Origin of the sequence: Vibrio sp. V10_P2A27P122, from assembly GCF_963874335.1 — a bacterium.
In the GTDB taxonomy this organism is placed as follows: domain Bacteria; phylum Pseudomonadota; class Gammaproteobacteria; order Enterobacterales; family Vibrionaceae; genus Vibrio; species Vibrio anguillarum.
In genome coordinates this window covers 1-22792 of the sequence record NZ_CAWNHY010000177.1, presented here as the reverse complement: position 1 = coordinate 22792, position 22792 = coordinate 1, and the positions used below count along the sequence as shown (strand labels likewise).

Sequence of the window (22792 nt, the reverse complement as noted above, 5' to 3'; positions counted from 1 at the left end):
CGATGTACGTGGTTGAATTGCAGTTTGAGTGTTTTGATAACACGACTATCTCGGCGGTAGATAAAGCGATTAATGGCCTAATGGATGCTTTACGCTATAACGGTCAAGTGCTTGGGCGTGAATTCCCCATCGTGATGGGAGAGGGCGAGTTCTTTGTGCGGGTGGTTTGCCCAGAGCAAGAAAGCTTACACCCTAAGTATCACTCTGATTTTGTTAGGATGTGCCTGAATCGCTTGACGGAGGCTAGTTTGCTGGCTCCGAAAGCCCGTTTGTTGGGGCGCGATCTTAATTCCGAGCAAGCCGCTGATGATGTTTTGCCTAGCTGGCAGATACTTTACACCACTTATGTACACACTTGTTCTCCGCTGCGCAGTGGTGACACATTACTGCCGATCCCTTTATATCGTAATTCTGCGACCTTAAATGGCGATCATAAAGCAGTGATCAAATGGCAAACAGAGTGGCAGGCGTGTGATGAACTTCAGATGGCGGGTGGTTGCCGAGCAGAACACGCTGCACTGCACGAGATTTGCGATGCGGACAGTGTGCTGTTTATTAGAGGATGGGATTTACGAGGACGAATTGAGTTTTTGACCCACGTCCCTACTTATTACTATCAGTATCGAGTTGGCGGCCAGAGCCTAGCGGACGAACAAGCCAGAAAATGCCCGAAATGTGGGGGAGAGTGGCTACTCGATGAACCGCTGCACGACATTTTCCATTTTAAGTGCGACCCGTGCCGTATTGTGTCCAATATGTCTTGGGATCATATTAAGTAAACAGGTGCGTGTTGTTGATACGAAAAAGCCGATACATCGCGTATCGGCTTTTCTGTTTTTATAGGCTTTTTGCACAGGTAATAGGTTTATTAATTACCAGCCTTTTACTGCGCCACCGTCAAAAATTTTCGAAGCGGCTTGGTACACTTCTTCTGTTTGGTAGGCTTTAACAAAGTTAGTCACGTTTTCAGCATTCAGATTTTCTGCACGAGAAACAATGATATTGACATAAGGTGACTCTTTATCTTCAACGAACACACCATCTTTTTCAGGCGTTAGATTGATTGAGCTGGCGTAGGTCGTGTTGATGATCGAGAGCGTAACGTCGTCAAGTGAACGAGGCAGTTGCGCGGCATCTAACTCAACAATAGTGATGTTTTTTGGGTTGGCGACCACATCACGTACCGTTGCCAGTAGGCCTGCTCCGTCACGTAGAGTAATAAGGCCTTGCTGTTCTAGCAGCAGTAAAGAGCGACCAAGGTTGGTTGGATCGTTAGGTACCGCAATACGAGAGCCATCTTGAATCTCATCAACCGATTTCACTTGTTTTGAATAGCCAGCAATCGGGTAAACAAAGGTGTTACCTGCAATCGCTAATTTGTAACCGCGGTCAGCGATCTGTTGATCAAGGTATGGCTTGTGTTGGAATGCATTGATATCAATCGAACCATCATCCAGTGCCGCATTAGGAGTAACATAGTCGGTAAACGTTACGAGTTCTACATCTAGGTTGTATTTTTCTTTTGCAATTTTTGCTGCAACTTCAGCAACTTGTGCTTCAGCACCGGCAATGACACCCACTTTGATTTTATTGTTGTCGACCGCTTTTTCACCACAGCCTGCCAGCACGAGTGCTGAAGCGCTAACGGCGAGGGTAAGTAGAGCTTTAAGGCTAAATTTCATGATTAACTCCTTGTTATAAAAAGAATCTGTGTTTTAACTTTATTGTGATTTAACGGTGGTCGACACGGCGGACAAACTTATCGCCAATCGATTGAATAATTTGTACTAAGACAATCAACATCACCACGGTGACCGTCATGATGCCTAAGTCGTAGCGATGAAAGCCGTAACGAATAGCGACATCGCCCAAGCCACCGCCGCCAACGGTTCCGGCCATGGCAGAGTAACTTACTAGAGTGACCATAGTGATGGTGACTGAGTTGACAATCGTTGGTAGCGCTTCAGGAAGCAACACTTTACGAATAATTTGGATCGGCGTAGCCCCCATTGACTGCGCAGCTTCGACCAAACCAGTGGGCACTTCCAGCAATGCACTTTCAATTAAACGAGCGACAAATGGAATTGCGCCAATCGTCAGCGGCACAATGGCCGCCGTGGTGCCAATAAACGTACCGACAAGCAGTTTTGTCACCGGAATAATGGCCACCATAAGCACCAAAAATGGCACAGAGCGACCAATGTTGACGATGGCACCAAGAATGCGGTTCAGCTGAGTGTTTTCGAGAAGGCCGCCTTTTTTGGTGGTATGTAAAATAACCCCCAGTGGAATACCAACCACGAAACCGACGATGCCCGCGACAGCGACCATGTAGAGTGTTTGCCAGGTTGCCATCAGTAGAAGATCGCCATTCAAGTTTAACCAAGCGGTGATGGTGTTAAAGGACATAACCAAGTACCTCTACTTTTACGTTGTTTTCGCGAAGAAATTCAAGAGCGGCCGTATCGTCCGACTCATTACCAAACAGTTCAGCGACCATCATGCCGAATTTAACGCCACCAGCGTAATCAAGGTCAGAACTTAATATACTGACATCAATATTAAATTTACGGGCAATTTGTGTCATCAATGGAGCATCAACCGTTGCGCCTGTAAACTCTAATCGCACCAGCGGGTAGCTACCTTTTACGCGAGTGGCTTGCAGGCGAGCTTGGTAATCTTCCGGAATTGATAAATCGAGCGTTGAGCGAATAAATTGATGAGCCAAGGCGGTTTTAGGGTGAGCAAAAATCTCGCCAACTGTGCCTTTTTCAACCAGTTCACCGTCGCCAATAATCGCCACTTCGTGGCAAATACTTTTTACCACATCCATTTCGTGAGTAATTAGCAAAATGGTGATATTGAGTGTGCGGTTGATCTCTTTCAATAGCTCTAAAATTGATTGAGTCGTCGCAGGATCAAGCGCACTGGTTGCTTCGTCACACAGCAATACTTTGGGATCAGAGGCGAGTGCTCGCGCTATTGCAACACGTTGCTTTTGACCACCACTCAGATTTGCAGGATAAGTTTCGCGCTTATCCGTCAGGCCGACCAGTTGCAACAGCTCTGACACTTTCTTTTCAATGCTATTTTTTTCGACACCAGCCAGCTCAAGTGGCAGAGCAACGTTGTCAAATACCGTACGTGATGAAAGCAAATTGAAGTGTTGAAAGATCATGCCAATGTTGCGACGAGCTTGGCTGAGTTCTGATTTGCTCAGTTGAGTTAAATCAACGCCATCAACCACAACCGAACCTGTTGTTGGAGCTTCTAGCATGTTGACGCAGCGAATCAGTGTACTTTTCCCTGCACCTGACGAGCCAATTACACCAAAAATAGTGCCTTGCTTAATGTGAAGATTAATCTCTTTCAAAGCATGAATTTCCTTATTGCCTTGATAGAAAACTTTATTTACTTGATTAATTTGAATCATCGGAAAACCTGTGCAGGGATAACAGAATAAAATGTTGAACTCTCTCTCACTTGTTGGACGATGCTATGGCTTAACTTGATTTAAGTCAATAGATATTTTTACGTCTAGACGTCTAAACGCTTTGGTGAATTAGGTAGTGATGAAAAAAATAAAGCGTGTAATAATCATCATATCTGGCGTGATATGAGAGAGTTATTTTGGCTAAACCTGCAGTGTTTTTAGATCGCGATGGCGTGATCAACGTTGACCATGGCTATGTTCATGATGAGCATGATTTTGAGTTTATTGATGGTGTATTTGAAGCCAGTAAGAAGTTTCAAGACATGGGGTATTTGCTGGTTTTGGTGACCAACCAATCAGGTATCGCTCGTGGGAAATTTAGTGAAGAGCGCTTTTTATCTTTAACGCAATGGATGGACTGGAATTTTGCCGATCACGGTGTCGAGTTTGATGGTATTTATTACTGCCCGCACCATGCTGAGCACGGTGAAGGTAAGTACAAAGAAGAGTGTGATTGCCGCAAACCCAAGCCTGGTATGTTTATCTCCGCACGGGACTTTCTTGATATCGATATGGAAAAATCCGTGATGATAGGCGATAAAGCTGAAGACATGATGGCTGCACAAGCCGCAGGTGTTGGTACTCGTGTGTTAGTGCGTACCGGTAAACCCGTTACTGAGCAAGGTGAATTACTCGCCACCGTGGTACTTGATAGTATTCGCGATGTCCCTGCTTTTCTTGCACCGTAAAAATTCCCCCCTTTGTGGAAGGCAATATGAATAAATCATTTCTTTTTGTTGGATTCAGTGTTGGTTTTTTAGCGGCATGCTCACCATATTACGCGAACGATTCGCGCGTTGAAAGTGAGAACCTGTTCCAGCATTATCAATGCCGTTCTGGTGAGCATTTTGATGTTGCGTATATTGAGCAACAGTCAGCCGTTCTCCGTATTGCCGATCGCGAATATACATTAATACAAATTCCAGCCGCCTCTGGCGCAAAGTATGTGATCGACGATAGCGAGCAAACTCAGCCTCAAACCGTGCTTTTACATACGAAAGGCGATGAGGCTTTGCTCGAAGTGGGATCAACGACTTATCAAGGCTGTACCACTCAATAATTCATTTAAGATAAGCGCATGCTATCTTCCATTTTTATTTACGCTATAGGTTCGCATGAGCAGAAAACTGACTATCTTGGATATTGCAAAACTGTCTGGTGTTGGTAAATCGACGGTTTCTCGTGTATTGACGAACGACCCAAAAGTGAAGCCTGAAACACGAGCAAAAGTGGAACGCGTTATCCAAGATTCTGGGTATGTGCCACTGAAATCGGCTCAGTTAATGCGTGGTGGCAGTGAGAAAGTGATTGGCGTGATTATCTCACGCCTTGAGTCACCGTCTGAAAACCGCGCCGTGGGGCGAATGTTACAGGTGTTGTATCAAAATGGGTACGATGTGGTGATTATGGAAAGCCAGTTTGATCGCACTAAAACGAACGAGCATCTTGAGGTTTTACATAAGCGTAATGTGGATGGTGTGATTGTATTTGGTTTTACCGATCTCGATATTACACAACTCAACCTATGGGCATCGCGAGCGGTTGTGATTGCGATGGATGCCGATAAAGTCTCATCGATTAACTATGACAATTATGGTGTTATTCAAGGCGCGCTTGCTCATTTGACTGCGAAAAATCGAGTTCATATTTCCTACATTGGGGTCGATCCTAGCGATAAAACGACAGGTAAATTACGTTTAGATTCGTACTTAGATTGGTGTAAACAAAGTGGATGCACTCCCAATTATCGCACTGGGCGTTTGCATCATGAAAGTGCCTACCAACTGGTTGATGAAGTGCTGAATGATCAGACTCAAGCTATCGTGTGCGCCAGTGACACTCTGGCACTTGGCGTGATTAAACGTCTCCAAGAATTGGGCCGAGATGATATCGCCGTCACTGGTGTGGGTGGTAATGAGCTGCTCTCTTTTCTTTTCCCTAATATTTACAGTATTGATCCTGGCTATGCTCAAGCGGGAGAAAAAGCAGCTAATTTATTGATTTTACAGCTTAATAATGAAATGAACCCTGCACACATCACTCAACAACCGCTAACAAGCTAACTCCTTATTTCTTAAAGTGAATTACAATTAGTCTGTGATCTTATTCAATTAATGGGATTGTTCCCATTTTTGTCTTTTATTATTTATGTCAATATTGCACTTGTAGGTGGGAATGTTCCCATTAAAAAGAAAAACAGACAGTATTCCAATATAGGGTGGGCAAAAGTATGGCCAAGATAGCGAAGCAAGACGTGATACGTCTTATCGAGCTGGTAGGTGGTAAAGAGAACATCGCCAGTGTGAGTCACTGTTTGACTCGTTTACGCTTTGTTTTAAATGATACCGACAAGGCGGATAAAAAAGGACTAGAACAGCTGAGCATGGTTAAAGGGTGTTTTACCAATGCTGGGCAGTTTCAAGTTGTGATTGGTACTGAGGTGGACGAAGTTTACGCCATCTTAATCGGGCTTTCAGGCAAAGAAGCCGTTTCTAAAGATGAAGCGAAGAAAGCCGCTCGCCAAAACATGAACTTTTTAGAACGTGGCATTTCGCATCTTGCGGAAATCTTTGTTCCTTTGCTGCCAGCGATCATCACTGGCGGTTTAATCCTCGGTTTTCGTAATGTCATTGGCGACATTCGCATGTTCGATGGCAAAACCTTGGTTGAAATTAGCCAATTTTGGGCCACGGTTCATTCTTTCTTATGGTTAATTGGCGAGGCTATTTTCTTCTTCCTACCGGTTGGTGTTTGTTGGTCAACGGTGAAAAAGTTGGGTGGAACACCGATACTAGGTATTACTTTGGGTGTGACTCTGGTTTCGCCTCAATTAATGAATGCTTATCTGATCGGTAAGCAGATGCCCGAAGTGTGGGATTTTGGCTTGTTTGTGATAGAGAAAGTCGGCTATCAAGCTCAGGTGATTCCTGCAATGTTGGCGGGTGTTGCTCTGGCGTTTATTGAGACAAACTTAAAGCGCATCATCCCTTCTTATCTTTACCTCGTTGTTGTGCCGTTTATCTCTATCATATTGTCCGTTATTTTGGCCCACGCTTTAATTGGTCCATTTGGTCGCGTATTGGGCGATGGCGTCGCGTTTGCGGCTAAAGCTGCAATGACTGGCGATTTTGCGGTTATCGGTTCAATGGTGTTCGGTTTCTTGTATGCGCCACTGGTTATTACCGGGATTCACCACACCACTAACGCGGTGGATCTGCAATTGATGCAAGAAATGGGTGGTACGCCAATTTGGCCACTGATTGCACTGTCAAATATTGCTCAAGCGTCTGCGGTCGTCGGTATCATCTTTATCAGCAAAAAACACGGTGAGCGAGACATCTCTGTTCCTGCGGCTATTTCGGCTTATTTGGGTGTGACAGAGCCAGCGATGTATGGTGTCAACTTAAAGTACAAGTTCCCAATGCTAAGCGCCATGATTGGTAGTGCTATTGCAGCCGCAATTTGTGGTAGTGCAGGGGTGATGGCGAATGGCATCGGTGTGGGTGGTTTACCCGGTATTCTTTCGATTCAACCACAATACTGGGGTATTTACGGCATCGCGATGCTGGTGGCGATGGCCGTCCCAATTCTGCTTACTCTGTTTTTATACAAACGAGCTCAAGCTAAAGGCGAGCTAGAGCCAGCAAGTGCATAACCTTTCATTCGAGTGGTGAGTTTTCACCACTCATTTTCATTTTGGTAAGTGAGTTGTCAATATGGTTATAACCAAGAGTGATAGTCAGTGGTGGAAAACTGCGACCATCTATCAGATTTATCCCAAAAGTTTTTGTGATAGCGGCAATAAAGGAACGGGAGATATCAAAGGGATCATCTCTAAACTGGATTACTTGCACCGCTTGGGAATTGATGCCATTTGGCTGACACCCATTTATTCATCTCCGATGGTTGATAACGGTTATGACATTTCGGATTATTACAGTGTCAATCCTCAATTCGGTAGCATGCAAGATTTTGATGAACTGCTGGCTCAAGCTCATCAAAGAGGTATCCGCATTATTATGGATATTGTGGTTAACCACACCTCAACCGAGCACGCTTGGTTTCAGTCGGCGTTGGGTGATAAATCAAGTCCGTATCGTGACTATTATATTTGGCAAGACCCGATTAATGGTCAGGCTCCAAATAATTGGCAGTCAAAGTTTGGTGGTAGTGCATGGGCGTTAGATGACGCAACAGGGCAATATTATCTGCACCTATTTGCCAAAGAGCAGGCGGATCTAAATTGGGAAAATCCTCAAGTTCGTGAGGAAGTGAAGCAAGTGATTCGTTTTTGGGCCGAAAAAGGGGTGGATGGTTTTCGTCTCGATGTGATCAATTTAATCTCAAAAGCGCAGGATTTCAGTGATGATCACCAAGGTGATGGACGCCGTTTTTATACCGATGGCCCGCGCGTGCATGAATTTTTACAAGAGATCAGCCAAGCTGTTTTTCAACAATACGGCAGCGTCACTGTGGGGGAAATGTCCTCAACAACGCTTGAACATTGCCAACAATATTCACGCTTGGACGGCAAAGAGCTGTCGATGGTGTTTAACTTCCACCATTTAAAAGTGGATTATCCGAACGGTGAAAAATGGACGAAAGCGCCATTTGATTTCTTGCAATTGAAGCAGATTTTCAACCATTGGCAAACGGGTTTAAATGGTAAAGGGTGGGGAGCACTTTTTTGGTGTAACCATGATCAACCTCGTATCGTGAGCCGTTTAGGGGATGATCAACGTTATCGCGTTGAGTCGGCAAAAATGTTGGCCGCATCGATTCATATGATGCAAGGCACGCCTTATGTTTATCAAGGTGAAGAAATAGGCATGACCAATCCCGGCTACACCGCTATTGAACAGTACCGAGATGTGGAAAGTACTAACATTTACGACATCATGGTGAACCAGCAAGGGGTAAGTCATGAAGCCATGATGGCCATTCTTGCACAAAAATCCCGTGACAATTCTCGCACGCCAATGCAATGGAATGCAGAGCGCTTTGCTGGTTTTAGCCAAGGTCAGCCTTGGCTAGACATCGCAGAAAACTATCAAGAATTGAATGCGCAACGGGCGTTAGCTGATGAGCAATCGGTGTTCTATTTCTACCAAGAGTTGATAGCGCTGCGCAAAAAAATCGGTGTAATTACCGATGGTGATTACACCGATTTACTCCCCGATCATAAAGAGATTTTTGCCTACCAGCGACGCAACGCGAAACAGGTGCTGATCTGTATCAATAACTATTATGGCGTTGACACCGAATGCGTGCTGCCAAAAGAGTTACCGATTGAGAAAGCAAAATACCTGTTAGGCAACTATACAGATATAAAACTACTCAAAGTTTTGGAACATCAAGTGCTTCGTCCGTATGAAACACGCGTAATTTTGTTCGATTTAGTATCCTGATTGAGTCCTACCCCTATAGATTCAGTCATTTTTCAGCCCCGAATTTTCGGGGCTTTTTTATCGACTCTGTTTATGAGTCAAGGCCCAATGGTACTTTCTTCGTACTCTTATTGATTCAACGCAGTAGGCTCTGCTGTTGATGATTTGTTTAATGTTTTAACAACACCACAACTTTGTTGCTTGGTCACAATTAGTCACACAAAGATGAAACACAATCCGCTATAGTTTGCGTTCTTAGCAAACGGATGTGAAACACAATGAACAGTACTCTCTCCCCCTCTTATCGAGTGGTTCTCGTTGAAGACGATTTAGAACTCTCGGAACTGATCAAAGATTTTCTCAACCACTATGAATTTTGTGTCTCAACGGTTGCGGATGGGATTCAAGCCGTTGATCGGATTTTGGATGAGCAACCTGATTTAGTCATTCTGGATATTATGCTACCAGGGCAAAGTGGTATGGATGTCTGCCGCGCTGTCCGAGATCAATACCACGGTATGATCTTAATGCAAACGGCGTTGGACGACGATATTGATCAGGTGATGGGGCTGGAATTGGGTGCCGATGACTATGTTGTTAAGCAGGTTAAGCCCCGTTTGTTGCTGTCACGTATTCGAGCTTTACTCCGGAGGCAAGCAAGAGGAAGTCAAAGTGACAAATACGAATTGTGCATAGGTAGCTTGTGGATGAATTTGCAACATCGAGCGGTATTGCTTGATCAGCAGCCCATAAAACTCACGACCAGCGAGTTTGAGCTTTTGTATCTACTCGCCCAACATGTCGGCACCATTGTCACGAGAGATGATATCGCTCAGTATGTGCGTGGTTTTGAATATGATGGTTTAGATCGCTCAATTGATCGTCGTATATCACGCTTGCGGCGTGCGCTCGGAGATGATCCTAATGAACCTAAGTTGATAAAAACGGTTCGAGGTAAAGGATATCAGCTCTGCGCTGTATCGGAAGGGAAGTGGTCATGATTCGATCTTTTTGGGTACTCTGGGTAGCTGTGTTTCTGCCGATCTTATTACTCAGTATTCCCACGCAATTTAATCCGATCCCATATCTTAGCCGCAGTATCTCTGAAGAGTTTTATAAGCCTGTCTATCAGAGTAACTTTACGTTTCTATCTGAAAAATTGCGTCAAGCGCCTCAAGCTGAGTGGACAACGATTATTGACGGCTATGCTAAGCATTTTAGTTACCCACTTCGATTAGAGGCATTAGACAGTTACCACGCCTCCCCAGAAGTTTATCAAGCGTTGCAAAAAGGCGAGATCATTTTCCAAGATGGTGATCCTATGGCACTTTTGCAAAGAGTGTTGAACAGTGACAAAGTGCTCTATTTCGCGATCAATGAACCGAGAGAACTCGCTGCGCTTAACCAGTCCAGAGGCACATTATACCTCGCGGTAGAAGATCTCCGTAGCCAACCTAGTACTCAATGGCAAACCAGTATTGCTGAGCAAAATAGCCGAATACCTTTAGAGTTAAGTCTATTGCGAGAGCAAGATTTGTCACCCATCGAGCGAAGTAAATTGTTGGCTGATGAAGAGCAGATGACCAGTTATATCAATCAACAAGGCAGCATGATCTTATTGGCTGCGGTGGATGAGAATACGTGGTTACGCGTCGAGGACAATATTTCCTACCAAACCCAATTAAAGCTCACCACGGCTATCGGCGGTTTCTTTTTTTTAGCTATTTCTGTGGCCTTAGTTATGTGGATTTATCCTTTATGGCGAGATCTGAAACGTCTGGTAAAAACGGCGAATGAATTTGGCCAAGGAGTATTATCTCGTAGAGCGACGACGTCTCGGCTGTCCGTGGTCTCTCAGCTCAGTCATTCTTTTAATAACATGGCGAATAACATCGAAAAGCTGATTGCCAGCCAAAGAACCTTAACCAACGCCGTGGCGCATGATTTACGAACACCGCTCTACCGTTTACGCTTTGCATTTGAAATGCTTGAGGATGAAGACATTGCCTTAAGTCAGAAAGAAAAATACCGCCAAGTGATTCACTCCAGTATTGAAGATCTCGATCATTTGATTAACCAGACACTTGTTTTGTCGCGCTATAACCGTATCACAGATATTCGCCATTTTTCTTATTGCCACTTTGCCGACAATTTGGTTGCAGAAGCGGAGCATTTCCAGCTTGAAAACCCGCAACTCACATTGCGTGTCAGCGTGTTGGATTCGTTGCGACAGCAAACGATATTTGTCGATAATCGAGCTTTATTGCGGGCCGTTAAAAACTTGCTGAGTAATGCCGCGCGATTTGCGCAGCAAGAGATCCATCTCTCGTTGAACGAATCTGATGGGCAACTTTTTTTGGTGGTCGAAGACGATGGCCCCGGTATTGCGCCAGATGATATTGAGCGTATTTTTGAGCCCTTTACTCAAGTGAATAATCAAGAGCGTAATAGTGAAAAAGGCCATGGTCTTGGGCTGGCGATTGTTAAACAGATCACTCGTTGGCATCAAGGCAAGGTTAGAGTAAAAGTAAATGGTTCAGCATTAGGGGGCGCATGTTTTGAACTGCAATGGCCGAAACAGATTTCTTTACCTAATGTGACCAAACTGGATACAAATGGTCAATAAACTGCTGACGATTTATTTATATTGAGAATGCTACCTTGAATGGGTCGGTGAATCAGACCGCTCACAAGGAGTAAGCATGAATACCAAATTATTAGCGCTGTTTTTAAGCGGCGTATTTTTCTCATCTACCAGTGCCACTAAACCGATGGAATGGATCTCAGCCTTCAGCGATGGGGTTCGCTTAAATGACCAGCTCAGCCAAACCAATACGCAATCGAATGTGATGATGGATTACGCGCAACAAGATGCTGCAATGTATTTGGACGGTAGTGAAGTCGCCTTTCTTTCCATCAGTACCAGTTACCTCTTCTAATGCTTAATCACAGGAAAATATTATGTTTAAGTTAAACCAGTTGTTCGTGATCCTGAGTGTGCTCACACTTATCGTGGGATGTAAAGCCGATGATTTGAAAGATGCGGATAAGCTGACTAAGCCTACGGTTAATGCTGGTGCTGATCAGATGTTAATACTGCCAGTAAATAGTATTACGTTGAGCGGAACGGCGAAATCTGAGTTATCAATATATGAAATTAAAACGAAGTCTTGGCGTCAAGTTTCTGGGCCTCAATCGCTTACTTTGATCAATGCAGATTCTCTGAAAGCAACGGCGTTTTATCCTACGATTGCTGGCACGTATATTTTTGAATTATCAGTCAAAGACAGTGGTGGAAGAAGCAACAGTGACCAAATGCAGGTGATCATTCAGGCGGCCGCGCAAAGCATGCAGCGAGCCTATATGCAGCAGGTTGATATCGTTGCTTGGCAGTATGCTGATAGGAACCAAGGCATGCTGATCTTTAGTGATTTAGATTCGGTTTCTTTAACCGAAGTGGACACTCAATTAGAGCATGCGCTGACCTCACTCAATAGCGCTGCTGAGTTTGAGCTGAATTTTGCCGCCAATGCTGGGGGAAATATACAAACGGCTTTGTTGTTATTAAATGCCCTTTCTGCTCAAGGAGTTCCGATTTGTTTAAGTGAAAATTCATCTTGCCACTCTTTGGAACAAGGGTTTTTATTGCAGACTGAACTGCCAGAGAGTATCAATTGCAGTGATGCACAAAGCTGTGTTACCGCTCTACTTCAGTATATTGAGGGTTAACTAGACTACTTAGTGACGTCAGTTTATAGAGCTATGATGTAAAGAAACGAAAAAGCCAGCTCGAAAGCTGGCTTTTTATCGTTCTCAATCGAGAAAATATGGTGGAGGGGGACGGATTCGAACCATCGAAGGCGGAGCCGGCAGATTTACAGTCTGCTCCCTTTGGCCACTCGGGAACCCCTCCGGGTGTTTTCCTATTCTAAAAATAGGCTTGAATGATGTTTTCCCAACGTATCAATCAAGGTTTCTCTTGCGAGAGAATATGGTGGAGGGGGACGGATTCGAACCATCGAAGGCGGAGCCGGCAGATTTACAGTCTGCTCCCTTTGGCCACTCGGGAACCCCTCCAGAGGGTTTTCATACGATGTGATTTATAGTGCTTATAAGGACACTATTGGCTCACAGTATGCTTAAACAACGTTTTCCCAACGCATTGCTCAAGTGCGGAGCGCATGATAGCAAACTCGCTCTCTCTGTAAAGCCTTTTTCTTATGATTTTGAATTGAATGCTGCCTTTTTGGGCAAAGGGGTGAGGAATGGATAGTTTTGCTCTATTTATACCCTTCCCACTTGAAGCTGCAGCGGTGTTGGCTACGTTCGCTCACCCCAATCACATAGTTTATCTATGCTCATGGGAATGAACTTACTTGCCGCCTACCTGCAACTTCAAGTTGTTTGGGTATAGCCTGTGTGTGGCGCCTAAAAAGCAGCCGGAGGAGGCTAAGTTATGACGCACGTTACAGATATTTAATAAGATTTACACTCCTTGACGTTCGAGCGTCGTATAAGCAGTTACAATTCAATCAGTCTATTTATTGTTGAATAAAAACTATGAAAAACACGTCTATTCTTTCGTTAATGATAGTTACCTTGCTTACCACACCGTTAAGTGCGTTCGCTGCGCAAGCACCACAAGCCGTTGCGGTGGTCGCAGAGCGTGTGGCAACTCATCAAGTGTCTCAGTCTCTTTCACTGATTGGTAAATTAGAAGCTGAACGAGCAGTGGAGATCTCATCTGAAGTTTCGGGAAAGGTCAGCCATATTGCGATTAAAGCCAATCAAGAGGTCAAGAAAGGTCAGCTCTTAATTCAGCTTAATGATGATAAAGCCAAAGCCGCACTTTCAGAGGCTCAAGCCTATTTGAACGATGAACAGCGTAAGTTGAAAGAGTTTGAACGTTTGGTCAAACGGAACGCCATTACCCAAACGGAAATCGATGCGCAAAAAGCGAGTGTTGATATTGCTCAAGCACGTTTAGATGCAGCAAACGCAAATTTAAACGATCTGCGCATTAGCGCGCCATTTAATGGCACCGTTGGTTTTATTAATTTTAGTTTGGGCAAAATGGTCAGTGCAGGGACGGAATTGCTGACTTTAGATGACCTATCGGTGATGCAACTCGATATCCAAGTGCCAGAGCGTTTCCTTTCGTTAATCAGTAAAGGTATGACGGTGACGGCGAAGAGTAATGCTTGGGCAAAAAACGAGTTTACCGGCAAAGTTGTGGGTATTGATTCTCGCATTAACCGTGAAACCTTGAATTTGCGTGTCCGTATTCATTTCGATAACCAAGATGGCAAGCTAAAACCCGGGATGTTGCTTTCTACTAAGTTGAATTTCCCAGCGATTGAAGCGCCCATTATCCCCGTTCAAGCACTCGAATATTCAGGCACTAAACGCTATGTCTATGTGATTGATAGCAATAATAAAGTAATACGCACGGAAGTTTGGCTTGGCGCGCGGATCGACAATCAAGTGGTGATTGATAAAGGTTTAGCCATTGGCGATAAGATTGTGGTGCAAGGTATCGTGAATATGAGAAACGGCATTGCCGTTACTGAAGTCAATGTGGATGGCTCACCGATACAAAAGGATGACAAATAATGTGGTTATCCGATGTTTCAGTGAAGCGCCCTGTGGCGGCGGTGGTATTAAGCTTACTGTTGTGCGTTTTTGGTCTAGTGTCATTTTCTAAGCTTTCGGTCCGGGAAATGCCCGATATTGAAAGCCCGGTGGTTTCAATCAGTACTCGCTATGCAGGGGCTTCAGCTACCATCATTGAAAGCCAAATCACTTCTGTATTGGAAGATCAACTGGCAGGCATTAGCGGGATTGATGAAATTGAATCCACCACGCGCAATGGCATGTCACGGATTACCGTTACATTTGAACTGGGTTACGATCTCAATACTGGTGTGAGCGATATCCGCGACGCCGTTGCGAGAGCGCAGCGCTCATTACCAGATGAAGCAGATGATCCAACCGTATTCAAAAATAATGGCTCTGGTGAAGCTTCTTTGTACATTAATCTCAGTTCTTCAGAGATGGATCGAACCCAACTGACCGATTATATCGAACGAGCTTTGATTGACCGTTTTAGTTTAATCTCTGGCGTCAGTTCTGTGGATGTGTCTGGTGGTCTTTATAAGGTGATGTATGTCAAGCTCAAGCCGAATCTGATGGCTGGGCGTGGTGTCACGACTTCTGATATATCAAGTGCATTGCGTAGTGAAAATATTGAAAGCCCGGGCGGGGAAGTGCGTAACGATTCGACAGTAATGTCGGTGCGTACCGACCGAGCGTACAAAACGGCTCAAGATTTTGACTATCTGGTGGTTAAGCGCGCAAGTGACAATTCGCCGATTTACTTAAAAGATGTCGCGGATGTCTTCATCGGCGCTGAGAACGAAAACTCAACCTTCAAAAGCGACGGTGTGGTTAATGTGAGCATGGGCATTGTGCCACAGTCAGATGCTAACCCCTTGGATGTGGCGCAGCGTGTCCATCAAGAAGTCGATAATATTCAGCAGTTTCTACCCAAAGGAACGCGCTTGGCCATTGACTACGACTCGACCGTCTTTATTGATCGCTCAATTTCGGAAGTGTATAGCACACTGTTTATCACGGGTGGTTTAGTAATTTTGGTACTGTACATTTTTATCGGCCAAGTTCGGGCAACGCTAATCCCAGCCGTTACTGTGCCAGTATCATTGATCTCTTCTTTTATTGCCGCTTACTATTTCGGATTCTCCATTAACCTTATCACCTTGATGGCGCTGATTCTTTCCATCGGTTTGGTTGTTGATGACGCGATTGTGGTGGTGGAAAATATATTTCATCACATAGAACAGGGAGAGAAGCCACTGCTGGCTGCTTATAAAGGGACGCGCGAAGTCGGCTTTGCCGTGATTGCCACCACATTGGTATTAGTGATGGTCTTTTTACCGATCTCTTTTATGGACGGTATGGTCGGCCTGTTGTTCACCGAGTTCTCTGTACTTTTGGCCATGTCGGTTCTCTTTTCATCGCTAATAGCGTTAACTTTAACGCCCGTTCTCGGTAGCAAGATTTTAAAGGTCAATGTCAAACCAAACCGTTTTAATCGTTTTGTTGATCGTGTTTTTGGCCGTTTAGAAGCGGGTTACAAATCCTCTTTACGTTTTGCTATCAGTTGGAAATGGGCTGCACCGCTCGTCATCCTTGCATGCGTTGGTGGCAGTTATTTTCTGATGCAGAAAGTGCCTTCTCAGCTCACGCCTTCAGAAGATCGCGGCGTTATTTTTGCCTTTGTGCGCGGAGCGGATGCGACCAGTTATAATCGGATGTCGGCCAATATGGATCTTGTTGAGCAGCGGTTAATGCCCTTGGTTGGCAAAGGTTTTCTCAAGTCGTTTAGTATTCAATCGCCCGCGTTCGGTGGGCAAGCGGGTGATCAGACGGGTTTTGTTATCATGATTTTGGATGACTGGAACGAACGAAGCATCACCGCTCAACAAGCATTAGGGCAGGTCAAAAAAACGCTAACGGGAATTCCCGATGTACGAGTTATGCCCTTTATGCCCGGCTTTCGTGGTGGCTCTAATGAGCCTGTTCAGTTTGTGTTAGGTGGGTCAGACTATCCTGAACTCAAAAAATGGGCTGAATTGTTAAAAACGGAAGCTGAAAATTCCCCCTTTATGGAAGGTGCTGACACCAATTATTCCGAAAAGACACCTGAACTGGTGGTGACGATTGATAGGCAGCGTGCCGCGGAATTGGGGATCAGTGTCGCGGATATTTCAGATACGTTAGAAGTGATGCTCGGCGGGAAGAGTGAAACCAGCTTTGTTGAGCGTGGCGAAGAGTATGATGTTTATCTCCGTGGGGACGAAAATAGCTTCAATAACGCCTCCGATTTAAGCCAGATCTATATGAGAACCACATCCGGTGAGCTTGTTACACTGGATGCACTTGCGAAAGTGGAAGAAGTGGCATCATCAATCCGCTTGTCTCATTACAATAAGCAAAAGGCGATCACGGTTACTGCAAATTTATCAGCTGGTTACACGTTGGGCGAAGCGCTTGATTTTCTGGATCAGAAAGCCATTGAAACACTACCTAGTGATATTTCCATTAGTTACTCAGGTGAGTCAAAAGATTTTAAAGAAAACCAATCGAGCGTAGCCATTGTATTTGCGTTAGCGCTGCTTGTCGCTTATTTGGTACTAGCCGCCCAATTTGAAAGTTTTATCAACCCGTTAGTGGTGATGTTGACGGTGCCGATGGGTGTGTTTGGCGGCTTTCTTGGTCTATCAATTATGGGACAAGGTATCAACATCTATAGCCAGATTGGGATGATTATGCTGATCGGTATGGTGACCAAAAATGGCATTTTGATCGTTGAATTTGCCAACCAGCTGCGTGACCGGGGGGTTGAGTTTGAAAAAGCAATTATTGATGCTTCAGCAAGGCGCTTACGGCCAATCATGATGACCGCCTTTACTACTTTAGCAGGTTCAATCCCATTAATTATCTCGACAGGAGCAGGCTATGAAAGCCGAGTTGCGGTGGGTACGGTGATTTTCTTCGGTATGGGTTTTGCCACTTTAGTCACTCTGTTTGTTATCCCTGCTATGTATCGTTTGGTCTCGGCATCAACACGCTCTCCAGGTCATGTTGAAGCTGAACTTAATCAAGAACTGCTGCATGATGTTAAAACCAGAAGTGTTCACTGATTAACGTATCAAGAGCCTGCGCCCTGCAGGCTCTTCTTTGTTCACCGTTCACACCTATTCCATTCACCGTTATCTATGCCCATTAGATGAAATCACATGCGGCCGGCTTATCACATCAAGTTATTTGAATATACAAGCGAGATATCAAATGGTTAATGCCATTTTCGATAATCCATCAAAATAGCCAGTTCATTTTTCCTATTTAAATCTTAGGTATTAATTATAGATAGACTCAATTTTGAGACACCCATTGCAATGCGCCTTGCGATACTCTATCCACCTCTTTAATACAGAGACAAAATGAAGTGAATGCATCAGTAATGGCCATGGAAAATAAAAAACTCTCTATCCTCATCGTATGCATGGGAAATATATGCCGTTCACCGCTTTCTGAAGCTGTTTTGAGCCAAAAAGCGCAACAACATGGAATTAATTTATTTGTTGAAAGCGCTGGTACTGTGAATTATCAAGTGGGCCGAAAACCAGATCCCAAAGCAATATCTGTCGCTGAGCAGCGTGGTTATTCAATGTCAAATTTAAGAGCAAGGCAGGTTTGTTCTGAGGATTTCGAAAAATTTGATCTTATTTTTGCCTTAGATAAAGCCAACTTAGCGGATCTGATTGACATTTGTCCTGCTAAACATAAAGAGAAACTTTCACTGTTTCTATCGCATAGTCACATCGGTGTCACGGAAGTCCCTGATCCTTACAAAGGAAATATTCATATGTTTGAACGGGTTTTGGAACTGATAGAGAGCGGGGCCCAAGGGATCATCGAACATATATCTAAACAATATCAATTAAAGGAAAGTGCAATGAAACTTTGTGTGTAACACATAGAAAGTTTTATATGACTTTTTGATTACCCACCCCAAAAAACAAAGCAACAGTTTGGCAATTAATTTCTACTCATAGTTTGTAGGTAGGTGATTAAATGTGGGTGGTTAATAAGTTTTCTCTTATATACATAAAGCAAAAAAATGTGAAGAAAATGCGCATTCTAGAGGCGACATCTAGTGGCGGTAGCGTATTTAACCGTTGCTATTCACCATTTTTATCTACTTTTTGAAGAAATAGCGTTGAACAGTTTGTTCTTAACAGTCGTTTAGTTTAGCCCAAGGAAATAAATAAAGTGAAAAAAATACTCATTGCGTTTGGTACACGACCTGAAGCAATTAAAATGGCGCCTCTAGTTCATCAGCTTAAACAAGATAACCGCTTCGACACAAAAGTATGCGTCACTGGCCAGCACAGGGAAATGCTTGACCAGGTTTTAGAGTTGTTTGAAGTGGTGCCTGATTTTGATCTTAATATCATGGAACCAGGGCAAACACTGACGACAGTAACGACTAAAATCTTGAACGGTATGGAAACGGTTCTAAAAGACTTTCAACCAAACATTGTCTTAGTTCATGGCGATACCGCTACAACGTTTGCGACTTCACTTGCTTGTTATTATCAGCAAATTGCAGTCGGCCACGTTGAGGCTGGATTACGCACCGGCAATATTTATTCCCCTTGGCCTGAAGAAGCGAACCGCAAGCTTACGGGTGCATTGACTCACTACCATTTCGCACCAACGGCAACATCTCAACAAAATTTATTAGATGAAAATTATTGCCTCGAGAACATCCATATTACTGGGAATACCGTCATTGACGCCTTGTTTATGATCCGTAACAAGATTCACAACGAGCAAGATCTCAATGCTACGCTGGCACACCAGTTTCCGATGCTTGATAACAATAAAAAACTCATTCTTGTTACAGGCCATCGCCGTGAAAGTTTTGGTGATGGATTTGAGCGTATTTGTGAAGCCTTATCCATCACAGCAAAGCGTCACCCTGACTGTCAAATTCTTTATCCGGTACATCTTAATCCGAATGTTCAAGAGCCCGTCAATCGTCTTTTAAAAGGCATTGAAAACATTTTCTTAGTGGATCCACAACAGTATTTGCCCTTTGTCTATTTGATGGACAGAGCACACATCATTTTAACCGATTCCGGTGGTATTCAAGAAGAGGCACCGTCGCTAGGGAAGCCTGTATTAGTGATGAGAGACACCACCGAACGACCTGAAGCGGTAAGCGCGGGTACGGTCAAGCTGGTTGGGACTAACACACAACTGATTTGTGAAGAGTTAGACCGGTTGCTTAGTGATGAGCGCGCTTACCAACTCATGAGTCAAGCACACAATCCATACGGTGATGGCAAAGCCTGTCAACGTATCGCTGACATTCTAGCAAGATAAGATTTAAGGAAAATAAGATGTTTAATAAAGTTTCTGTGATTGGTTTAGGGTATATCGGCCTGCCAACGGCTGCCGTTATTGCTTCGCGTGGTATTGAAGTGATTGGCGTAGATGTCAATCAACACGCTGTCGATACAATCAACAAAGGTGAAATCCACATTGTCGAACCTGATTTAGATATCGTAGTTCGAAGTGCAGTGATGACTGGCAAACTAAAAGCAACTGTGACAGCTGAACCAGCTGATGCTTTCTTAGTGGCGGTACCCACACCATTTAAAGGTGATAATCACGAGCCTGATCTTAGTTATATAGAAGCCGCAGCCAAAGCGATTGCGCCAGTTCTGGAAAAAGGCAACTTGGTAGTGTTGGAAAGTACTTCCCCTGTCGGTGCGACAGAAAAGCTTTCCGCATGGCTAGCAGAGGCTCGTCCTGATTTAACTTTCCCACAGCATAAAGGTGACACGGCTGACATTAAGGTAGCGCATTGCCCAGAGCGAGTTTTACCGGGTTATGTACTACAAGAGTTAGTCAGCAATGACCGAGTGATTGGTGGTATGAGCAAATCGTGTAGCGAGAAGGCGATGGCTCTGTATAAAACCTTTGTTAAAGGCGAATGCATCATCAGCAACTCTCGTACGGCGGAGATGGCGAAATTAACAGAAAACTCCTTTCGCGACGTCAATATTGCATTCGCGAACGAACTTTCCCTTATTTGTGAGAAATTAAAAATCAATGTTTGGGAATTAATTAAATTGGCCAACCGCCACCCTCGGGTCAACATATTAAATCCAGGACCAGGTGTTGGCGGGCACTGTATTGCAGTTGATCCTTGGTTTATTGTTAACAGCTGCCCAGAAGAAGCAAAACTGATTGCTGCTGCTCGTCATGTTAATGATGGCAAACCACACTGGGTCGTTGATCAGGTAAAACAAGCCGCAGATCAGTTCAAAAAGCCTGTTATTGCCTGCTTAGGTTTGGCCTTTAAAGCCGATATTGATGATTTACGTGAAAGCCCAGCTTTAGACATCACTTTGCATTTAGCACAAGACAATATTGGACAAATTCTAGCGGTAGAGCCAAATATCCACCAATTACCGGGTAAGTTAACAGAACATGATGTTGAACTAGTCTCGCTAGAGCGTGCTTTAGAGTTAGCCAATATCGTTGTGGTGCTGGTTGATCACCGAGATTTTAAAGAAGCAGATAAAACGGCATTTGCCAAGAAAGTCGTGATTGATACTCGTGGTGTGGTTGCATAAATATAGATTAATTAGTGTTTATATTTTGTTATTATGATAAGCAATGAGAGTATGTGTGATATATAAAATTTTTAATAGACCTGATTTAATGTCAATTGTGCTTTATTTTACTTTTACATTGATGTTGTTAGGCCATAACTTATTTGATAGAAAAGTTCTTTTTCTTGTTTTTTGCATATATCTTATTGCTAATATCAAAGAGCTTCCTTATATCATCTCAGGTCTTATATCGAATTTTGCCTTAATATCTGTATTGCTATGGTGTGCATTAAGTGCAACATGGTCACAATGGCCTTTTGCTAGTATAGAAGAGACATTAATACAGACGCTGATGTTTCTTACTTGCTTACTTATATCTAATCTATTCACTATGGATAAAGTGCTTCGGTTTTTATTTTATTCAGCGATAACGGTCGTTACGATTAACTTTGCTTATATAATTGTTTTTTTTAATGATGCTATTAGTCCAAATGGTATGCGAGGAATATATAATCATAAAAATAATTTTGGTCTTGCCATGGCGCTATGTTCAATGTTTATATTATTTAATGAAGATTGGAAAAAAAGAAAAGCAATACTTTTTTTTCTCATCATTTCTGTTTTACTATTGATGCTTTCCTTATCAAAAACCTCTATAATACTGTTTTTTATTTCGTTGATTTCTGGTTTTTTAATTTCTAAATATAAAATTAGCAGTCACAGTTTTTTTTCGGCATCATTATCATGGATGATATTACTAATAATACTATTTTCCATTGTGGTTTATTACAGGTTTAATATTATGGATTATATTTATTATAATATTGATGATGATTTTTTGACGGGTAGAGGAAAACTGTGGCTAACAATGTTGCTTCATGCTGAAGATAAGTTGATTAGTGGCTTTGGGTTTAATTCAGTTTGGGGGAAGGGTGATTGGTCTGAAATATATGATACAGATCTTTATTTGCATAACCCGCTTTGGGTTGAGGCTTTGGCTGCATCGGATGGTGGATATATAGATTTGATAATATCCATAGGAATTATTGGATTATTCCTATTTTTATTTTATACAACAAATTCTTTTTTAAGGGTTTTAATGTTAAAGAATGTTAATTCTAAATTTTTCATGATTACAACATTAACTTTTATTCTGTTGCATAATGTGAGTGAAACAACTTTTCTCTTATCTATTAATATTCTATGGTTCTTATTTATTTTAATAACAAATTTGGCAATATCTAAGACAAGACTTGGTGAGTAAATGTCTAAAATATATAACTTAAAAAAGGCAGCTTGGTATTCTGTAGAAAATATAACCACAATTATTTTTGGTTTAGTCAGTGTTGTTATAGTAGCTAGGATTTTTGGTCCGGAGAACCTAGGTAAATTGAGTATGATACAAGCACTATCATCCGTCACATTATTTTTAGTTGTACTCGGTTTAGATCATATCATTATCCGTGACTTAACAAATGACAGGAAAAACATTACCTATATATCTACAATTCTGACAATGCAATTCATCGGCTTTCTTATACATATGTTTGCTGTATATTCTATACTCTGTTATATCTATAATGGTAAGATAGAAAATGATATTATCATTATAACTTTTTTAGTTTTGCTTTCAGTCTATTTTTCTAGAGCAACAATGCTAAAATTATATTTCCAGTCGATTAATAAACCAGAAGTAATTG

Annotated in this window: 20 protein-coding genes and 2 tRNA genes; 17 read left to right on the top strand and 5 right to left on the bottom strand. The window is 43.1% G+C overall.

The window, feature by feature from the left end:
• Nucleotides 1–2: 2 nt before the first annotated feature.
• A complete protein-coding gene (locus tag AACQ17_RS08090; RefSeq protein ID WP_094147429.1) occupies nt 3–779 on the top strand; it encodes a Zn-ribbon-containing protein in 777 nt (258 codons plus the stop codon).
• A 93-nt stretch (nt 780–872) separates the two neighbouring features.
• On the opposite strand, the gene AACQ17_RS08085 is transcribed toward AACQ17_RS08090, so the two are convergent.
• From AACQ17_RS08085 to metN, 3 genes are read right to left on the bottom strand one after another with little or no spacing between them, the layout of a single operon-like run.
• Entirely contained in the window at nt 873–1682 is an 810-nt protein-coding gene (locus AACQ17_RS08085; RefSeq protein ID WP_013857385.1) for a MetQ/NlpA family lipoprotein, read from the bottom strand.
• Between the two features lie 49 nt (nt 1683–1731).
• Entirely contained in the window at nt 1732–2409 is a 678-nt protein-coding gene (locus AACQ17_RS08080) for a methionine ABC transporter permease (protein WP_017044205.1), read from the bottom strand.
• Nucleotides 2399–3433 carry a methionine ABC transporter ATP-binding protein MetN gene (gene metN, locus AACQ17_RS08075; RefSeq protein WP_013857383.1) on the bottom strand — a complete coding sequence of 345 codons (1035 nt, stop codon included), beginning with the start codon at nt 3431–3433 and terminating at the stop codon, nt 2399–2401. The genes AACQ17_RS08080 and metN overlap by 11 nt, the downstream gene beginning before the upstream one ends.
• 197 nt (nt 3434–3630) lie before the next feature.
• On the opposite strand from metN, the gene gmhB reads away from it, so the two are divergent.
• The 9 genes from gmhB (at nt 3631) to AACQ17_RS08030 (ending at nt 12609) form a co-directional block, all read left to right on the top strand.
• Nucleotides 3631–4182, top strand: coding sequence for a D-glycero-beta-D-manno-heptose 1,7-bisphosphate 7-phosphatase (gene gmhB, locus AACQ17_RS08070; protein ID WP_094147272.1), 552 nt, complete (start codon nt 3631–3633; stop codon nt 4180–4182).
• Nucleotides 4183–4208: 26 nt separating this feature from the next.
• A complete protein-coding gene (locus AACQ17_RS08065) occupies nt 4209–4553 on the top strand; it encodes an MliC family protein (protein WP_094147271.1) in 345 nt (114 codons plus the stop codon).
• A 55-nt stretch (nt 4554–4608) separates the two neighbouring features.
• On the top strand, nt 4609–5556 hold the full coding sequence (gene treR / locus AACQ17_RS08060; RefSeq protein WP_088732013.1) for a trehalose operon repressor TreR: 948 nt from the start codon (nt 4609–4611) through the stop codon (nt 5554–5556).
• A 167-nt stretch (nt 5557–5723) separates the two neighbouring features.
• Nucleotides 5724–7148: a PTS trehalose transporter subunit IIBC gene (treB, locus tag AACQ17_RS08055; RefSeq protein ID WP_026027679.1), complete on the top strand. Its 1425-nt coding sequence runs from the start codon at nt 5724–5726 to the stop codon at nt 7146–7148.
• 61 nt (nt 7149–7209) lie between these two features.
• Nucleotides 7210–8901 (top strand): alpha,alpha-phosphotrehalase, encoded by a 1692-nt coding sequence (gene treC, locus AACQ17_RS08050; RefSeq protein ID WP_017045566.1) that lies wholly within the window; start codon nt 7210–7212, stop codon nt 8899–8901.
• 257 nt (nt 8902–9158) lie between these two features.
• Nucleotides 9159–9881 (top strand): winged helix-turn-helix domain-containing protein, encoded by a 723-nt coding sequence (locus AACQ17_RS08045; protein WP_017045565.1) that lies wholly within the window; start codon nt 9159–9161, stop codon nt 9879–9881.
• Nucleotides 9872–11506: an ATP-binding protein gene (locus AACQ17_RS08040; RefSeq protein WP_094146801.1), complete on the top strand. Its 1635-nt coding sequence runs from the start codon at nt 9872–9874 to the stop codon at nt 11504–11506. The genes AACQ17_RS08045 and AACQ17_RS08040 overlap by 10 nt, the downstream gene beginning before the upstream one ends.
• Nucleotides 11507–11582: 76 nt before the next feature.
• On the top strand, nt 11583–11819 hold the full coding sequence (locus tag AACQ17_RS08035) for a hypothetical protein (RefSeq protein WP_017044213.1): 237 nt from the start codon (nt 11583–11585) through the stop codon (nt 11817–11819).
• 22 nt (nt 11820–11841) lie between these two features.
• Entirely contained in the window at nt 11842–12609 is a 768-nt protein-coding gene (locus AACQ17_RS08030) for a PKD domain-containing protein (protein ID WP_094146802.1), read from the top strand.
• Between the two features lie 99 nt (nt 12610–12708).
• Here AACQ17_RS08030 and AACQ17_RS08025 read toward each other — a convergent pair.
• Both AACQ17_RS08025 and AACQ17_RS08020 read right to left on the bottom strand, forming a co-directional pair.
• A tRNA-Tyr gene (locus AACQ17_RS08025) sits at nt 12709–12793 on the bottom strand.
• Between the two features lie 79 nt (nt 12794–12872).
• Nucleotides 12873–12957, bottom strand: a tRNA-Tyr gene (locus tag AACQ17_RS08020).
• 483 nt (nt 12958–13440) lie between these two features.
• Between AACQ17_RS08020 and AACQ17_RS08015 the strand changes: the two genes are divergently transcribed.
• The 7 genes from AACQ17_RS08015 to AACQ17_RS07985 all read left to right on the top strand — a co-directional run.
• Nucleotides 13441–14493, top strand: a complete 1053-nt coding sequence (locus tag AACQ17_RS08015; RefSeq protein ID WP_094167742.1) for an efflux RND transporter periplasmic adaptor subunit — start codon at nt 13441–13443, stop codon at nt 14491–14493.
• Entirely contained in the window at nt 14493–17603 is a 3111-nt protein-coding gene (gene vexH / locus AACQ17_RS08010; RefSeq protein ID WP_094147684.1) for a vibriobactin export RND transporter permease subunit VexH, read from the top strand. The genes AACQ17_RS08015 and vexH overlap by 1 nt, the downstream gene beginning before the upstream one ends.
• 305 nt (nt 17604–17908) lie before the next feature.
• Entirely contained in the window at nt 17909–18436 is a 528-nt protein-coding gene (locus tag AACQ17_RS08005) for a low molecular weight protein-tyrosine-phosphatase (RefSeq protein ID WP_013857370.1), read from the top strand.
• 299 nt (nt 18437–18735) lie between these two features.
• A complete protein-coding gene (gene wecB, locus AACQ17_RS08000) occupies nt 18736–19854 on the top strand; it encodes a non-hydrolyzing UDP-N-acetylglucosamine 2-epimerase (protein WP_081245367.1) in 1119 nt (372 codons plus the stop codon).
• A gap of 17 nt (nt 19855–19871) precedes the next feature.
• Nucleotides 19872–21113, top strand: coding sequence for a UDP-N-acetyl-D-mannosamine dehydrogenase VpsB (gene vpsB, locus AACQ17_RS07995; RefSeq protein WP_017047992.1), 1242 nt, complete (start codon nt 19872–19874; stop codon nt 21111–21113).
• An 88-nt stretch (nt 21114–21201) separates the two neighbouring features.
• On the top strand, nt 21202–22356 hold the full coding sequence (locus AACQ17_RS07990; protein WP_339366204.1) for an O-antigen ligase family protein: 1155 nt from the start codon (nt 21202–21204) through the stop codon (nt 22354–22356).
• Nucleotides 22357–22792: lipopolysaccharide biosynthesis protein (locus AACQ17_RS07985; protein ID WP_170935179.1), on the top strand; the 436-nt coding region annotated here is incomplete at its 3' end.

Coding starts and splice junctions, on each gene's coding strand:
- AACQ17_RS08090 (WP_094147429.1), top strand. CDS start 3: ATGTACGTGGTTGAATTGCAGTTTGAGTGTTTTGATAACACGACTATC.
- AACQ17_RS08085 (WP_013857385.1), bottom strand. CDS start 1,682: ATGAAATTTAGCCTTAAAGCTCTACTTACCCTCGCCGTTAGCGCTTCA.
- AACQ17_RS08080 (WP_017044205.1), bottom strand. CDS start 2,409: ATGTCCTTTAACACCATCACCGCTTGGTTAAACTTGAATGGCGATCTT.
- metN (WP_013857383.1), bottom strand. CDS start 3,433: ATGATTCAAATTAATCAAGTAAATAAAGTTTTCTATCAAGGCAATAAG.
- AACQ17_RS08065 (WP_094147271.1), top strand. CDS start 4,209: ATGAATAAATCATTTCTTTTTGTTGGATTCAGTGTTGGTTTTTTAGCG.
- treR (WP_088732013.1), top strand. CDS start 4,609: ATGAGCAGAAAACTGACTATCTTGGATATTGCAAAACTGTCTGGTGTT.
- treB (WP_026027679.1), top strand. CDS start 5,724: ATGGCCAAGATAGCGAAGCAAGACGTGATACGTCTTATCGAGCTGGTA.
- treC (WP_017045566.1), top strand. CDS start 7,210: ATGGTTATAACCAAGAGTGATAGTCAGTGGTGGAAAACTGCGACCATC.
- AACQ17_RS08045 (WP_017045565.1), top strand. CDS start 9,159: ATGAACAGTACTCTCTCCCCCTCTTATCGAGTGGTTCTCGTTGAAGAC.
- AACQ17_RS08035 (WP_017044213.1), top strand. CDS start 11,583: ATGAATACCAAATTATTAGCGCTGTTTTTAAGCGGCGTATTTTTCTCA.
- AACQ17_RS08030 (WP_094146802.1), top strand. CDS start 11,842: ATGTTTAAGTTAAACCAGTTGTTCGTGATCCTGAGTGTGCTCACACTT.
- AACQ17_RS08015 (WP_094167742.1), top strand. CDS start 13,441: ATGAAAAACACGTCTATTCTTTCGTTAATGATAGTTACCTTGCTTACC.
- vexH (WP_094147684.1), top strand. CDS start 14,493: ATGTGGTTATCCGATGTTTCAGTGAAGCGCCCTGTGGCGGCGGTGGTA.
- vpsB (WP_017047992.1), top strand. CDS start 19,872: ATGTTTAATAAAGTTTCTGTGATTGGTTTAGGGTATATCGGCCTGCCA.
- AACQ17_RS07990 (WP_339366204.1), top strand. CDS start 21,202: ATGTCAATTGTGCTTTATTTTACTTTTACATTGATGTTGTTAGGCCAT.